Source organism: Delftia sp. SD018 (genome assembly GCF_017355445.1).
Taxonomy (GTDB): Bacteria; Pseudomonadota; Gammaproteobacteria; order Burkholderiales; family Burkholderiaceae_C; genus Comamonas; species Comamonas acidovorans.
In genome coordinates this window covers 471,231-485,558 of record NZ_JADDRN010000001.1, presented here as the reverse complement: position 1 = coordinate 485,558, position 14,328 = coordinate 471,231, and the positions used below count along the sequence as shown (strand labels likewise).

Genomic DNA, 14,328 nt, shown 5'->3' with positions numbered 1-14,328 from the left:
CGCGCCTGCGGCGCCCACCACGACCCCGGAGCACCACACAGATGAGCGACACCCAGCAACGCATCGACCAACTGGTCAAGAGCAACAACATCCTGCTGTTCATGAAGGGCAGCGCCAGCTTTCCCATGTGCGGTTTCTCTGGCCGCGCCATCCAGATCCTCAAGGCCTGCGGCGTGGAAACCAAGGACATCTCCACCGTCAACGTGCTGGAAGACCAGGAAATCCGCCAGGGCATCAAGGACTACAGCAACTGGCCCACGATCCCCCAGCTCTACGTGCAGGGCGAGTTCATCGGCGGCTCGGACATCATGATGGAGATGTACGAGTCGGGCGAGCTGCAGCAGCTGCTGGCACCCAAGGCCTGAGCCTTCTCGCACCACGCACCTTCGGCGCAGCATCGAGCCACCTTCGGGTGGCTTTTTTTCGCCTGCGCCGCGCTGCCGGCGGACTCCCCGGGCATGCCTCAGGGCCGGGGCATGCGATGTGTGGTCGAATGGTCACATCTTTCACATCCGGAAAAGCGCGCCTGCGCCCGCTTCTCCGCCCTGCCTATGAGTCTGTCCCAAAGTCTGCTGTTGATCGTCGCGCTGATATTGACCAGTGCCTTCTTCTCCGTGGCCGAAATCTCGCTGGCCGCCTCGCGGCGCCTGCGACTGCGGCAGATGATGGAGGACGGCGAACCCCGCGCCGAACTGGTCATGAAGATGCAGGCCCAGCCGGGCGAATATTTCACGGTCACGCAGATTGGGCTGAATGCCGTCGCCATCCTGGGCGGCGTGGTGGGCGAAGGGGCATTGACCCCCTATCTGGCCGAGCTGCTGATGCTCTGGCTGCCCGACAGCCGTGCGCAGACCGTGGGCTTCCTGCTCTCGTTCGCCAGCGTCACCTCCCTGTTCATCCTGTTCGCCGACCTGCTGCCCAAGCGCCTGAGCATGGCCGAGCCCGAGGCCCTGGCCATCCGCGTGCTGCGCCCCATGCTCTGGTGCATGGCCGTGCTCAAGCCCCTGGTCTGGTGCTTCAACCACCTGGCCGACGCCGTTGCCAAGCTGTTCGGCCTGCCCACGGTGCGCGATGACCGCATCACGCACGAAGACATCCTGGCCATGACCGAAGCCGGCGCACGCGCAGGCGTGCTGGCCGCGAAGGAGCAGCAGGTGATCGCCAACCTGTTCGAACTTGACTCGCGCACCATCGGCTCGGCCATGACGCAGCGCGACCGCATCGCCTACTTCCACCGCGACGACCCCGATGAACTGATCCGGGTCCGCATTGCCGAGGAGCCTTTTTCCACCTACCCCGTGTGCGACGGCGACATCGACCACATCGTCGGCTATGTCGATGCCAAGGACCTGTTCCAGCGCGCGCTGAACAACCAGTCCCTGTCGCTCATGGACGACTCGCTGGTCCACAAGGTGCTGGTCGTGCCGGACCGCCTGACGCTGGCCGAGGTGCTGGAGCAGTTCCGCCAGGTGCATGAGGACTTTGCCGTCATCGTCAACGAGTACAGCCTGGTGGTCGGCGTGGTCACGCTCAATGACGTGATGAGCACGGTGATGGGCGGCCTGGTCAGCCCGGGCGACGAGGAGCAGATCCTGCGCCGCGACGAGAACTCCTGGCTGATCGATGGCGTCACGCCGGTCGAGGATGTGATGCAGGCCCTGGAGCTCGACGAGTTGCCGCATTCCGAGGACTACGAAACTCTGGGGGGCTTTCTCATGGTCATGCTTCGGCGCATTCCCAGGCGCACGGACACCGTGCAATGGGGCGGCTACCGCTTCGAGGTCATGGACGTGGACAGCTACCGCATCGACCAGGTGCTGGTCACACGCATGTCCGGCAGCAGCCCGGCCGCCCCGCCCAACGCAGGCGACACGGCCGCCGCCGTGGCCAAGGTGTCCAGCATGTCGCCGGACACGTCGTCCTGAAAACGCAGCAAGGCAGGCCTGCAGGACTGCCGCCAGGCGCCAGCCTGCGGCCCCTCAGGCCGAGCGCGAGGGCTCGATCTCCCAGCGGCGCTGCGCAGCAAACACCGCATTCGGATACTGGGGCTGGCCGCGGCTGCCGTTGTAGCGGCCCAGCGCCATGTAGGCATCGCCGTTTTCGCGGTCCAGATAGTGGCGCAGGATGACGCAGCCAAAGCGCAGATTGGTCTGCATGTGGAACAGCTTGCCGATGTCGCCATCGCCGATCAGCCGCATCCAGAACGGCATGATCTGCATATAGCCGCGCGCGCCCACGCTGGAGATGGCGAACTTGCGGAACGCGCTCTCCACCTGCACCAGTCCCATCACCAGCGAGACTTCCAGGCCGGCGCGCTTGGCCTCGTACCAGACGGTCTGCAAGAACTCCAGCCGTGTTGCAAGTTCGGGCTTGCGCGAGCGCAGGCGCTCGCTGCTGGCCGTGAGCCAGCGCAGGTAGTCCATGCGGGCCTCGGTGGAGGCAAAGCGCAGCTCGGGCGGCGCCGATCCCGTGACGGCCGAACTCAGCGCGGTGCGCACCGAATCGGCCAGCGGCTCTTCCAGCTGCCCGCCGGCCCAGGCGGGCGCGGCCACCGCGCCCAGCAACGGCGCAGCACCCAGCGAAGCCGCCAGGCGCAGGCAATCGCGGCGCGCTATCACGGGGGCCTGGCTCACAGACCCAGCCTCTGCTTGAGATGGCCCAGCACATCGGCAGCGGCCATCTTGGTCGCTTCCGTGTCGCGGCGATGCTGGTACTCGACCTGACCTTCCTTGAGGCCCCGGTCGGACAGCACCACGCGGTGCGGCACGCCAATCAGTTCCCAGTCGGCAAACATGGCGCCCGGGCGTTCGCCACGGTCGTCCAGGATCACGTCCACGCCCAGTGCCAGCAGCTCGGCATGCAGCTTCTCGGCAGCTTCCTTCACGGGCTCGCTGCGGTCCATGCCGATGGGGCAGACCACCACGGTGAAGGGCGCAATCGCGTCGGGCCAGATGATGCCGCGCTCATCATGGTTCTGCTCGATGGCGGCAGCCGGCAGGCGTGTCACGCCAATGCCGTAGCAACCCATTTCAAACAGCGAGGGCTTGCCGTTCTCGGCCAGGAAGGTGGCATTCATGGCCTGGGAGTACTTGGTACCCAGGTAGAACACATGGCCCACTTCGATGCCACGCTCGATGGCCAGCTCGCCCGCGCCATCAGGAGACTTGTCGCCAGCCACCACATTGCGCAGGTCGGCCACGACATCAGGCTCGGGCAGGTCACGGCCAAAGTTCACGCCGGTGATGTGGAAGTCGGCCTCGTTCGCGCCGCAGACCCAGTCGGCCATCACGGCCACCTCGCGGTCCACGACCAGCTTCACGGGCTGCTTCAGGCCGATGGGCCCCAGGTAGCCGGGCTGGCAGCCGAAGTGATCCTCGATCTCGGCCACAGTGGCAAAGCGGAAGCCCACGTCCAGGCCAGGCACCTTGGCCACCTTGATCTCGTTCATCTCATGGTCGCCACGCAGCAGCAGCAACCAGACCTGGCTTCCCGCCACATCGCCCTTGTCGTCGAGCTTGTCGGTGGCCAGCACCAGGGACTTCACCGTCTGCGACAGCGGCAGGCCCAGCTGAGCAGCCACGGATTCGCAGGTGCTGTTGCCCGGCGTTGCCACACGGGCCATGGCCTGGGCTGCAGCGGGACGGGGGCCTGCAGGCGCCAGGGCCTCGGCCTTCTCGATATTGGCGGCGTAGTCGCTGCTGGGGCAGTAGACGATGGCGTCTTCGCCCGTGGAGGCGATCACCTGGAATTCCTCGCTCAGATCACCGCCGATGGCGCCGCTGTCGGCACGCACGGCACGGTACTGCAGGCCGAAGCGATCGAAGATGCGCTTGTAGGCCGCGCGCATGGTCTGGTAGCTGATCTGGGCGGTATCGCGGTCCTTGTCGAAGGAATAGGCGTCCTTCATGATGAACTCGCGGCCGCGCATCAGGCCAAAGCGCGGGCGGCGCTCATCGCGGAACTTGGTCTGGATCTGGTAGAAATTCTTGGGCAGCTGCTTGTAGCTCTTGAGCTCCTGGCGCGCAATGTCCGTCACCACCTCTTCGCTGGTGGGCTGGATCACGAAGTCACGGCCATGGCGGTCCTTGATGCGCAGCAGCTCGGGGCCCATCTTCTCGAAGCGGCCGGTCTCCTCCCACATCTCGGCAGGCTGGACCACGGGCATGGTCACTTCCACGGCACCGGCACGGTTCATTTCCTCGCGCACGATGGCCTCGACCTTGCGGATCACGCGCAGCCCCATGGGCATGTAGTTATAGATGCCTGCGCCCAGCTTCTTGATCAGGCCGGCCCGCGTCATGAGCTTGTGGCTGACCACTTCGGCATCGGCCGGAGCTTCCTTGAGGGTGGAGATGAAAAATTGGGAGGCTTTCATGGATCAGGGGCTTCGCGGGAATCGGGGCAGCGTGCTTGCCGCTGGCAAGGCACCGTGCATAATGGACACAATTCAGAAAATTGGGGTTCGATTATGCTTGACCGGGACGGATTTCGCCCGAACGTCGGCATCATCCTGCTCAACCAAAAGAACCAGGTGTTCTGGGGCAAGCGCATCCGCACCCACAGCTGGCAGTTTCCACAGGGCGGCATTGACCGGGGGGAGACACCCGAACAGGCCATGTTCCGGGAACTGCATGAGGAAGTGGGGTTGATGCCCAACCACGTTCGCGTGGTCGCCCGCACCCGGGACTGGTTGCGCTACGAGGTGCCAGACCGGTACATCCGCCGCGATGCGCGCGGACACTACAAAGGCCAGAAGCAGATCTGGTATTTGCTGCAACTCATGGGTCACGACTGGGATTTGAACCTGCGTGCCACGGACCACCCCGAATTCGACGCCTGGCGCTGGAACGACTACTGGGTGCCACTGGATGTGGTGGTGGAGTTCAAACGCGGCGTCTACGAGATGGCCCTGACCGAGCTGGCACGCTTTCTGCCACGGGGCGAGCAGCAGCGCAACCGCTATCTTCGCAGCGGCATGCGCCCCAGGGAAGCCCATGAAACAGGCCCCGAAACCTATGGCGCTCCAGGCTTGCATCCGGCGCGCTCAGGCAGCTTTCGCGTCAATCCCGGCATGGAGTTGCCGCCTGGCGCCTGCTTCGATCCTGATCCACAGTCAGGGCAGCAGCAGATCTTGCAGCCCGATCCAGGCAAGGCCTGAAGCCAAAGGCTCCATGCAAAAGCGCACCCGAGGGTGCGCTTTTTCGTTACCCCGATTGCGCAGGCATCAGTGCCCGGCAATCACCATGTTGTCGCGGTGCACCATCTCCGGGCCTGCGGAGTAGCCCAGCAGGCGCTCGATCTCCACCGAGCTCTTACGACAAAGCAGGCGCGCCTCGGCACTTGCATAGTTGGCCAGACCACGCGCCACCTCGATGCCCAGCGCATCGCGCACGGCAATCACATCGCCGCGGGCGAATTCGCCATCCACATTCACCATGCCGATGGGCAGCAGGCTCTTGCCTTCGTCGCGCAGCTTGGCCACGGCACCGGCATCCACGGACACGGAGCCGCGCAGCTGCAGATGGTCGGCAATCCACTGCTTGCGCGCCTGGTTCTTGTGGGTCTGCGCCACTAGCAGCGTGCCAATGGACTCGCCCGCAGCCAGACGTACCAGCACGTCCTGTTCGCGACCCCAGGCAATGACGGTTGAGGCACCCGAGCCCGCCGCACGCTTGGCCGCAAGGATCTTGGTGATCATTCCGCCCTTGCCAATGGACGAGCCCGCGCCGCCCGCCATCTCCTCCAGTGCAGGATCGCCGGCATTTGCCACGTCGATGAAACGCGCATCGGGATTGCTGCGTGGATCGGCGCTGTAAAGGCCTCGCTGATCGGTCAGGATGACCAGGGCATCAGCTTCGATCAGGTTCGCCACCAAAGCACCCAGGGTGTCGTTGTCGCCGAACTTGATCTCATCGTTGACCACGGTGTCGTTCTCGTTGATCACCGGTACGATGCCCAGTTCCAGCAGCGTCAGCAAGGTGTTGCGCGCATTCAGATAGCGCTCGCGGTCCGCCAGGTCGGCATGCGTGAGCAGCACCTGGGCACTGCCCATGCCCTGTTCGCGCAGCTTGGACTCATACATCTGTATCAGCCCCATCTGGCCCACGGCTGCAGCGGCCTGCAGCTCATGGATCTCCTTGGGCCGCGCGGCCCAGCCAAGGCGCTTCATGCCTTCAGCCACCGCGCCGCTGGAGACCATGATCACCTCGCGCCGCTGACCGCCATGGCTCTCATCCCCGCGCACCAGGGCCGCCAACTGGCGGCTCCACTCCTGGATGGCGGCTTCATCAAGACCGCGACCTTCATTGGTCACCAGGCTGGAGCCGACCTTGACCACGATGCGATGGGCATCACGCAACAAGTTGGAAGACATGGATGGATAGTGATTCTTGCAGCGCAGGCCCAGGCAGGCCGCGCCGCTGTTGTGTTCAAGGCGATGGGAGCGGCAGGCGGCTCTTACTCGGAATCGCGGGGAGCAAAACGCGGATCGGTGAGATCCACGCCATCACCCTCGACTTCGACGAAGCGCGGATCGATTTCCTTGGGACCGGCCTCAATCTGCTGCTGCTCATGCACATGTTTGTAGATGGTGCGGATCAGCACTTCACAGCCTTCGCGCGTCAGGGCGGAAATCTCGAAGATCGGACCCTTCCACTTGAAACGCTTGACGAAGTCCTTGACGCGTGCGGCGCGCTCCTCGGCCGGCACCATGTCCAGCTTGTTGAGCACCAGCCAGCGAGGCTTGTTGTACAGCTCGGCATCGTACTTCTGCAGCTCGCCCACGATGGCCTTGGCCTGGGCCACAGGATCCACGCTGTCATCGAACGGCGCCAGGTCCACCACATGCAGCAGCAATCGGGTGCGCTGCAGATGGCGCAGGAACTGGTGACCCAGGCCCGCACCTTCCGAGGCGCCTTCGATCAGGCCAGGGATGTCGGCCACCACAAAGCTCTGCTCGGCAGCGACGCGCACCACGCCCAAATTGGGATGCAGCGTGGTGAACGGGTAGTCGGCAATCTTGGGGCGCGCATTGGAGACCGCGGCAATGAAGGTGGACTTGCCCGCATTGGGCATGCCCAGCAGGCCCACGTCGGCCAGCACCTTGAGCTCCAGCTTGAGATTCTTGCGCTCGCCAGGCCAGCCGGGTGTCTTTTGCCGAGGCGCGCGGTTGATCGCGCTCTTGAAGCGCAGGTTGCCGTAGCCGCCGTCGCCACCCTTGGCAATGGTGACTACCTCACCGGCCGTCAGCAGCTCGTAGAGCACCTCGCCGGTTTCGGCATCACTGATGATGGTGCCAACCGGCATGCGCAGCGTGATGTCGTTGCCCGCTGCGCCGAACATGTCCGAGCCCTTGCCGTGCTCACCGCGCGTGGCATCGTGCCGGCGCGAGAAGCGGTAGTCCACCAGAGTGTTGAGGTTGACATCGGCCACCGCGTAGACATGGCCGCCACGGCCACCGTCTCCACCATCGGGACCGCCAAATTCCTTGTATTTTTCGTGCCGGAATGACACGCAGCCATTGCCGCCGTCACCGGCGGAAATGTCGATATAAGCTTCGTCGACGAACTTCATGAGGCATCCAGTTTACAAAAAGCAGTGTGCACCAGACAGCCCCAGGCCACACCTCAGAGACGGAAAAGAGGGCGAAGGCACGATGCACAACCCTCCTGAAACGACAAAGCCCCGACAGGTCGGGGCTTCGAGCGTCGAAGTGACAGGGCTTAGGCAGCCGTCACATTGACCGTGTGCTTGGACAGTGCACCCTTGACAGCAAACGACACGTGGCCGTCCACCAGAGCGTACAGGGTGTGGTCCTTGCCCACGCCGACGTTGTCGCCGGGATGGAACTTGGTGCCACGTTGGCGCACGATGATCGAGCCGGCCGTGATCAGTTCACCACCGAAAGCCTTCACGCCGAGCATTTTGGGCTTGGAATCGCGCCCGTTTCGCGTAGAGCCGCCGCCTTTTTTCTGTGCCATGACTCAGCTCCTGAATTAAGCAGCGATCGCCACGATCTGCAGCTCTGTGAACTGCTGGCGATGGCCTTGGCGCTTCTGATAATGCTTACGACGGCGCATCTTGAAGATGTGCACTTTGTCGTGCTTGCCGTGAGCAACCACGGTTGCCTTGACAGACGCACCGGACACCAGAGGTGTGCCGACCTTGATTTCAGCGCCGTTGCCGACTGCCAGAACCTGATCGATCACAACTTCTTGGCCTACGTCCGCAGCAATCTGTTCTACCTTGATCTTTTCGCCGGCTGCAACGCGATACTGCTTGCCGCCGGTTTTTATGACTGCGTACATTTAAACCTCTTGAATTTGAGAGTTCCGCGAACGAATTTCCACGGAAGCCGGAGATTCTAGCACGCACTCACATTCTTTGCATGAAGCGCTCCCACCCCGCGCCCAAACAACCGCCAGAGCGGGCCGCAGGCGGGATCGCTCTTCCTATAATTGCCGATCCACTTGGCGGCCACAGTACCTTGACCACAGCTCTCTCCACCCCCAATCCGCTTGCCCTGATCACTGACGACATGCGCGAGGTGGATCATGTGATCGCCCAGCGCCTGACGACCACCGTCCCGCTGATTGCCCAGATCTCCCAGTACATCATCGCTGCCGGCGGCAAACGCCTTCGCCCGGCCTTGCTGCTCATGGTCTGCAATGCGCTGGGCTACGAAGGCAGGGACAGGCATGTCCTGGCGGCCGTGGTCGAGCTGATTCATACCGCCACCTTGCTGCACGACGACGTGGTGGACGAATCCACCCTGCGCCGTGGCCGCCCGACGGCCAACGAGACCTTCGGCAATCCGGCCAGCGTGCTGGTCGGCGACTTCCTGCACTCGCGCTCCTTCCAGATGATGGTGGAAGTGGGCAGCATGCGTGTGCTCAAGATCCTCTCGGACGCCACCAACGTGATCGCAGAGGGCGAGGTGCAGCAGCTCATCAACACGCACGATGCCTCGCTGGACGAAGCCGGCTACCTGCACGTCATCCGCTCCAAGACCGCCCAGTTGTTCGAGGCCAGCGCCCAGTTGGGCGCCGTGCTGGCCGACGCCCCCCGCGAGATCGAACAGGCCTGCGCCATCTATGGCCAGGCCCTGGGCACCGCCTTCCAGATCATTGACGACGTGCTCGACTACACAGGCGACACCCAGGAAATGGGCAAGAACCTGGGCGACGACCTGCGCGAAGGCAAGTGCACCCTGCCGCTGATTGCCGCCATGCAGCGCGGCACTCCGGAGCAGGCTGCCATCGTGCGCAACGCCATCGAGCAGGGCTCAACCGAGCAGTTGTCTGCCGTTGTGGATATCGTGCGCAGCACAGGCGCGCTGGACGTGGCACGCGAGGCTGCACACGCCGAGGCGCGCCGCGCCATCGACGCAATAAATGTGCTCCCGAGCAATTTGCATACGGCAAGTTTGCTACAATTAGCCTCTCAGCTTTTGGAGCGACGCACCTGATTTCAGGCTGCATTGCTTTGTCTACAAAAGCAACGGGGTGTAGCTTAGCCTGGTAGAGCGCTACGTTCGGGACGTAGAGGCCGGAGGTTCGAATCCTCTCACCCCGACCATTTCTGGTCACTTCATTACCACGCCACCATTGAGCCAGGTTCAAGACCTGGGCGCGCAACAGTGCGTCTGGCCTTTCAAGCCTTCAGGGATGATAGGATAAATGTCCTTTCCTCTCAAACGTCTTGCTACATGGCTGTTGCTGACTCCTCGCTCAAGAATGCTTCCGCTGTTGCATCGCTTCCCGGCATCGGGCGAGCCCTGATATCAGCAGGCAAGGTATCGCAGCAGGCAGCGGAAGCCGCCGCCAGCAAGGCCGGCGCCAACCGCACCTCGTTTATTGCCGAGTTGAGTAACGCGGGCATCCTCTCGGCCCTGGAAGTGGCCGAGACGGTCTCCACCATGTTCAGCGCGCCGCTGCTCGATCTTGATGCCATCAACGCCGCGCGCCTGCCGCATGAGTTGCTGGACGCCAAGATCATCAGCTCCTATCGCGTCCTCCCCTTGAGCAAACGCGGCAACCGCCTCACGGTGGCCACGGCCGACCCGACACAGCAGGAAGCTGCAGAGCAGATCAAGTTCACCACCCAGCTAGGCGTGGATTGGATCATCGTCGAGGCCGACAAGCTGGAACGCCTGATAGCTCAGCAGAGCAAAAGCGCCAGCGAAGCCATGGAGAGCTACAGCGGGGGCGGCGATTTCGAGTTCGGCGACCTCAAGCCCGACGAGGTTGCCGAGGAGAAGGACAACACGGCGGCAGCGGACGTCGAGGACGCGCCCATCGTCAAGTTCCTGCACAAAATGCTGCTCGACGCCTTCAACATGCGCGCGTCGGACCTGCATTTCGAGCCCTACGAACATCAGTACCGCGTGCGCTTCCGGATTGACGGTGAGTTGCGCGAGATTGCATCGCCCCCCATTGCGATCAAGGAGAAGCTGGCCTCGCGCATCAAGGTGATCTCGCGCATGGACATCTCGGAAAAGCGGGTTCCGCAAGACGGGCGCATGAAGCTCAAGGTGGGTCCGGACCGCGTCATCGATTTTCGCGTGAGCACCCTGCCCACGCTCTTCGGCGAGAAGATCGTGATCCGTATCCTTGACCCGAGCTCGGCCAAGATGGGCATTGATGCCCTGGGCTACGAACCCGAGGAAAAGGCTCGCCTGATTGAAGCCATCGGGCGCCCCTACGGAATGATTCTGGTGACAGGCCCCACCGGCTCGGGCAAGACGGTGTCGCTGTACACCTGCCTGAACATGCTGAACAAGGCCGGGGTGAACATCGCGACGGCAGAAGACCCCTCGGAAATCAACCTGCCCGGCGTCAACCAGGTCAATGTAAACGAAAAGGCGGGCCTTACCTTTGCGACGGCGCTCAAGGCCTTTCTGCGCCAGGATCCCGACATCATCATGGTCGGTGAAATCCGCGACCTGGAAACCGCCGACATCTCGATCAAGGCCGCGCAGACCGGCCACTTGGTGCTGTCCACGCTGCACACCAACGACGCACCGACCACGTTGACGCGCATGCGCAACATGGGCATTGCCCCCTTCAACATCGCATCGAGCGTGATCCTGATCACCGCCCAGCGGCTGGCCAGGCGCCTGTGCCCCCAGTGCAAGGAGCCTGCGGATATCCCGCGGGAGGCACTGCTGGAGGCGGGCTATGACGAGGCGGACATCGACGGCAGCTGGGTCACCTACAAGCCCGTGGGCTGCCAGGCATGCAACAACGGCTACAAGGGACGCGTCGGCATCTACCAGGTGATGCCGATCAGCGAGGAAATCCAGCGCATCATCCTGCAAGACGGCAGCGCGCTGGAGATCGCGGCACAAGCCAAGCGTGAAGGCGTGCGGTCTCTGCGCGGATCCGGACTGCACAAGGCCAGACTAGGACTGACCTCACTCGAAGAAGTGCTGGCAGTTACCAATGAGTAAATAGCGCGAACAGCGCAGACAATAAACGAGGGAGCACGATGGCCACAGCCGCGTCCAAAGGAATCAAGGAATTTGTCTTTGAATGGGAGGGCAAGGATCGCAACGGCAAGATCGTCCGTGGCGAAACCCGGGCTGGGGGCATCAACCAGGTCCAGGCCATGCTGCGCCGTCAGGGCGTGCTTCCCAGCAAGATCAAGAAGCGCCGTACGCGCGGCGGCAAGAGGATCAAGCCCAAGGACATCGCGCTGTTCACGCGCCAGATGGCCACGATGATGAAGGCTGGTGTCCCGCTGCTGCAGGCCTTCGACATCGTCGGGCGCGGCAACACCAACCCCAGTGTCACGCGCCTGCTGGCCGATATCCGCTCCGACGTGGAGACGGGCACCTCGCTGAATGCGGCCTATCGCAAGCACCCCATGTACTTCGATAGCCTCTACTGCAATCTGGTGGAGGCCGGGGAAGCGGCCGGTATCCTGGAGGCCCTGCTCGATCGGCTGGCCACCTACATGGAAAAAACCGAGGCCATCAAGTCCAAGATCAAGTCCGCCTTGATGTATCCGATCTCGGTGGTCGTCGTGGCCTTCATCGTCGTGACCATCATCATGATCTTCGTGATTCCCGCCTTCAAGGAAGTGTTCACTTCCTTCGGCGCGGATCTGCCGGCACCGACGCTGTTCGTGATGGGTATCAGCGACATCTTTGTTCAATGGTGGTGGGTGATCTTCGGCGTGATCGGAGGCGGCTTCTACTTCTTCATGCAGGCCTGGAAGCGCAATGAGCGCATGCAGCAGTTCATGGATCGTGCAATGTTGAAGATGCCGGTCTTTGGCGTGCTGATCGAAAAGTCCTGCGTTGCACGCTGGACGCGCACGCTGTCGACCATGTTTGCTGCAGGCGTTCCGCTGGTCGAGGCACTGGATTCCGTCGGCGGCGCCTCCGGGAATGCCGTCTACGCCAATGCCACCGAGAAGATCCAGCAGGAAGTCTCCACCGGCACCAGCCTCACGGTGGCCATGACCAATGCCAACGTCTTTCCCTCCATGGTGCTGCAGATGTGCGCCATCGGCGAGGAATCCGGCTCCATCGACCACATGCTTGGCAAGGCAGCCGATTTCTACGAGGAAGAGGTCGATGACATGGTGGCTGGCCTGTCCAGCCTGATGGAGCCCATCATCATTGTTTTCCTGGGCACCCTCATCGGCGGCATCGTGGTTTCGATGTATCTGCCCATCTTCAAGCTGGGTCAGGTGGTCTGATGGTTTTGGAACTCTGGATGCAGGCTGCATTGGGCGGCCTGCTGGGCCTGTTGGTTGGCAGCTTTCTCAACGTGGTGGTGCATAGGCTGCCCCGCATGATGGAGCAGCAATGGAATGCGGAATGCGCCCAATGGGCGCAGGAGCAATCCGGCGCCACGCCTCCCTCTGCTGCGCCTGCCCCTGCCGAGCCCCCCCTGAGCCTGAGCCGCCCCCGCTCGCGCTGCCCGCATTGCGGCCATGCCATCCACTGGTACGAGAACATTCCCGTGCTCAGCTATCTGGCGCTGCGGGGCCGGTGCTCGGAATGCAAGGCATCGATCAGCATCCGCTACCCGCTGGTGGAACTGGCCTGCGCCGCGCTATTCGCCTACTGCACGATGCAATGGGGCATCACGCCCACGGGCGGCATCTGGTGCCTGTTCAGCGCCGCCTTGCTGAGCCTGGCGCTGATCGACTGGGATACCACACTGCTCCCCGACGACATCACCCTGCCCTTGCTGTGGGCCGGGCTGCTTTCATCGGCACTGCACTGGACCGCCGTGCCTCTGGCCGACGCGGTCTGGGGTGCTGCAGCGGGCTATCTCTCGCTGTGGCTGGTCTACTGGGCCTTCAAGCTGGTCACCGGCAAGGAAGGCATGGGCTACGGCGACTTCAAGCTGTTTGCCGCGCTGGGGGCTTGGTTCGGCTGGCAGGCTCTTGTGCCCATCATCCTGATTTCGTCCGTGATTGGCGCCATCGTGGGCATTGCGCTGAAGATCAACAGCCGCCTGCGCGAAGGTGGCTATGTTCCCTTCGGCCCCTTTCTTGCGGGCGCCGGCTTTGCCGCCATGGTGTTCGGCCCCCAGCAGATGCTGCAATCCCTGTTGGCGGCCATCGGTCTTTGATCCGACACTGCGGCATGGAATCCAGCAACGCCCCGCCACCACGTCCGCACCCGCGCCCTTTCCGGCTGGGCCTGACCGGCGGCATCGGCAGCGGCAAGAGCACCGTGGCCGCACAGCTTGCCTTGCGCGGAGCAAGCATCATCGATGCAGACCAGATCTCGCGCAGCCTCACCGCCCCGGCAGGTGCCGCATTGCCCGAGATTGCACGCAGCTTCGGACCTGAACTGATCGATGCGAACGGTGCTCTGGACCGTGCGCGCATGCGCGAACTGGTCTTCCAGCAGCCTGCCGCACGCCAGCAGTTGGAAGCCATCATTCACCCTCTGGTGGCTCGGCAAACGGGCCTTGAAGTCCAGCAGGCCACCGATGCCGGATGCGCGCTCATCGTGCATGACATCCCGCTGCTTGTGGAGTCCGGCCGCTGGCCTGCCCTGCTCGATGCCGTGCTGGTCGTGGACTGCCGGACGGAAACACAGATCGCACGCGTCATGGCCCGCAACGGATTGCCCCGCGATGCCGTGCAAGCCATCATCGCCGCCCAGGCCACCCGCGCGACACGGCTGGCGGCAGCCGACTGGGTGATCTACAACGACGAAGCCATGACGATAGAGGCTTTGCACGCATGCACCGATCGAATCTCGGCATGGTTCGGGCTATGATGCACGCCATGGCTTGGCCTGTGCGTGTAATTCAGCATGTGCACGACGTAGACAGCTGATTCCTGAGCACCCCGAGGAGC

The 14,328-nt window shown here is 63.1% G+C and carries 14 protein-coding genes and 1 tRNA gene; 9 read left to right on the top strand and 6 right to left on the bottom strand.

Annotated elements, in window-relative coordinates; translation table 11 throughout:
• Nucleotides 1-41: 41 nt before the first annotated feature.
• Nucleotides 42-365, top strand: coding sequence for a Grx4 family monothiol glutaredoxin (gene grxD / locus INR38_RS02210; protein ID WP_012207276.1), 324 nt, complete (start codon nucleotides 42-44; stop codon nucleotides 363-365).
• A 186-nt stretch (nucleotides 366-551) separates the two neighbouring features.
• Nucleotides 552-1,925, top strand: coding sequence for a hemolysin family protein (locus INR38_RS02205; RefSeq protein ID WP_034396907.1), 1,374 nt, complete (start codon nucleotides 552-554; stop codon nucleotides 1,923-1,925).
• A 54-nt stretch (nucleotides 1,926-1,979) separates the two neighbouring features.
• Here INR38_RS02205 and INR38_RS02200 read toward each other — a convergent pair whose 3' ends face one another.
• Nucleotides 1,980-2,633, bottom strand: coding sequence for a lytic transglycosylase domain-containing protein (locus INR38_RS02200; protein ID WP_034396910.1), 654 nt, complete (start codon nucleotides 2,631-2,633; stop codon nucleotides 1,980-1,982).
• Nucleotides 2,630-4,375 carry a proline--tRNA ligase gene (locus INR38_RS02195; RefSeq protein ID WP_099751233.1) on the bottom strand — a complete coding sequence of 582 codons (1,746 nt, stop codon included), beginning with the start codon at nucleotides 4,373-4,375 and terminating at the stop codon, nucleotides 2,630-2,632. Before INR38_RS02195 ends, INR38_RS02200 begins: the two co-directional genes overlap by 4 nt.
• A 93-nt stretch (nucleotides 4,376-4,468) precedes the next feature.
• On the opposite strand from INR38_RS02195, the gene INR38_RS02190 reads away from it, so the two are divergent.
• Entirely contained in the window at nucleotides 4,469-5,158 is a 690-nt protein-coding gene (locus tag INR38_RS02190; RefSeq protein WP_099732891.1) for an RNA pyrophosphohydrolase, read from the top strand.
• A 66-nt stretch (nucleotides 5,159-5,224) separates the two neighbouring features.
• Here INR38_RS02190 and proB read toward each other — a convergent pair whose 3' ends face one another.
• The 4 genes from proB to rplU all read right to left on the bottom strand — a co-directional run bounded on the left by proB (nucleotide 5,225) and on the right by rplU (nucleotide 8,306).
• Nucleotides 5,225-6,373 carry a glutamate 5-kinase gene (gene proB, locus INR38_RS02185; RefSeq protein WP_012207281.1) on the bottom strand — a complete coding sequence of 383 codons (1,149 nt, stop codon included), beginning with the start codon at nucleotides 6,371-6,373 and terminating at the stop codon, nucleotides 5,225-5,227.
• Between the two features lie 83 nt (nucleotides 6,374-6,456).
• The gene (cgtA, locus tag INR38_RS02180) at nucleotides 6,457-7,572 is read right to left on the bottom strand and encodes an Obg family GTPase CgtA (RefSeq protein ID WP_207441778.1); all 1,116 of its coding nucleotides are present in this window, start codon (nucleotides 7,570-7,572) and stop codon (nucleotides 6,457-6,459) included.
• Nucleotides 7,573-7,721: 149 nt separating this feature from the next.
• A complete protein-coding gene (rpmA, locus tag INR38_RS02175; protein WP_012207283.1) occupies nucleotides 7,722-7,979 on the bottom strand; it encodes a 50S ribosomal protein L27 in 258 nt (85 codons plus the stop codon).
• A 15-nt stretch (nucleotides 7,980-7,994) separates the two neighbouring features.
• Entirely contained in the window at nucleotides 7,995-8,306 is a 312-nt protein-coding gene (gene rplU / locus INR38_RS02170) for a 50S ribosomal protein L21 (protein WP_012207284.1), read from the bottom strand.
• 230 nt (nucleotides 8,307-8,536) lie between these two features.
• Here rplU and INR38_RS02165 point away from each other — a divergent pair, with 230 nt between their 5' ends.
• From INR38_RS02165 to coaE, 6 genes are all read left to right on the top strand, one after another.
• Nucleotides 8,537-9,466, top strand: a complete 930-nt coding sequence (locus tag INR38_RS02165; RefSeq protein WP_034396917.1) for a polyprenyl synthetase family protein — start codon at nucleotides 8,537-8,539, stop codon at nucleotides 9,464-9,466.
• Between the two features lie 33 nt (nucleotides 9,467-9,499).
• A tRNA-Pro gene (locus INR38_RS02160) sits at nucleotides 9,500-9,576 on the top strand.
• A gap of 130 nt (nucleotides 9,577-9,706) precedes the next feature.
• The gene (pilB, locus tag INR38_RS02155; protein WP_207441772.1) at nucleotides 9,707-11,449 is read left to right on the top strand and encodes a type IV-A pilus assembly ATPase PilB; all 1,743 of its coding nucleotides are present in this window, start codon (nucleotides 9,707-9,709) and stop codon (nucleotides 11,447-11,449) included.
• Nucleotides 11,450-11,487: 38 nt separating this feature from the next.
• Complete coding sequence (locus INR38_RS02150; RefSeq protein WP_207441769.1) at nucleotides 11,488-12,705, top strand: type II secretion system F family protein; 1,218 nt, start codon at nucleotides 11,488-11,490, stop codon at nucleotides 12,703-12,705.
• A complete protein-coding gene (locus tag INR38_RS02145) occupies nucleotides 12,705-13,589 on the top strand; it encodes an A24 family peptidase (protein ID WP_123690466.1) in 885 nt (294 codons plus the stop codon). The genes INR38_RS02150 and INR38_RS02145 overlap by 1 nt, the downstream gene beginning before the upstream one ends.
• Before the next feature lie 14 nt (nucleotides 13,590-13,603).
• The gene (coaE, locus tag INR38_RS02140; RefSeq protein WP_207441768.1) at nucleotides 13,604-14,248 is read left to right on the top strand and encodes a dephospho-CoA kinase; all 645 of its coding nucleotides are present in this window, start codon (nucleotides 13,604-13,606) and stop codon (nucleotides 14,246-14,248) included.
• Nucleotides 14,249-14,328 lie beyond the last annotated feature (80 nt).

Excerpts from the sequence above, each read along its gene's own strand:
- grxD (WP_012207276.1), top strand. The coding sequence starts at position 42 with ATGAGCGACACCCAGCAACGCATCGACCAACTGGTCAAGAGCAACAAC.
- INR38_RS02205 (WP_034396907.1), top strand. The coding sequence starts at position 552 with ATGAGTCTGTCCCAAAGTCTGCTGTTGATCGTCGCGCTGATATTGACC.
- INR38_RS02195 (WP_099751233.1), bottom strand. The coding sequence starts at position 4,375 with ATGAAAGCCTCCCAATTTTTCATCTCCACCCTCAAGGAAGCTCCGGCC.
- INR38_RS02190 (WP_099732891.1), top strand. The coding sequence starts at position 4,469 with ATGCTTGACCGGGACGGATTTCGCCCGAACGTCGGCATCATCCTGCTC.
- proB (WP_012207281.1), bottom strand. The coding sequence starts at position 6,373 with ATGTCTTCCAACTTGTTGCGTGATGCCCATCGCATCGTGGTCAAGGTC.
- cgtA (WP_207441778.1), bottom strand. The coding sequence starts at position 7,572 with ATGAAGTTCGTCGACGAAGCTTATATCGACATTTCCGCCGGTGACGGC.
- rpmA (WP_012207283.1), bottom strand. The coding sequence starts at position 7,979 with ATGGCACAGAAAAAAGGCGGCGGCTCTACGCGAAACGGGCGCGATTCC.
- rplU (WP_012207284.1), bottom strand. The coding sequence starts at position 8,306 with ATGTACGCAGTCATAAAAACCGGCGGCAAGCAGTATCGCGTTGCAGCC.
- INR38_RS02165 (WP_034396917.1), top strand. The coding sequence starts at position 8,537 with ATGCGCGAGGTGGATCATGTGATCGCCCAGCGCCTGACGACCACCGTC.
- pilB (WP_207441772.1), top strand. The coding sequence starts at position 9,707 with ATGGCTGTTGCTGACTCCTCGCTCAAGAATGCTTCCGCTGTTGCATCG.
- INR38_RS02150 (WP_207441769.1), top strand. The coding sequence starts at position 11,488 with ATGGCCACAGCCGCGTCCAAAGGAATCAAGGAATTTGTCTTTGAATGG.
- INR38_RS02145 (WP_123690466.1), top strand. The coding sequence starts at position 12,705 with ATGGTTTTGGAACTCTGGATGCAGGCTGCATTGGGCGGCCTGCTGGGC.
- coaE (WP_207441768.1), top strand. The coding sequence starts at position 13,604 with ATGGAATCCAGCAACGCCCCGCCACCACGTCCGCACCCGCGCCCTTTC.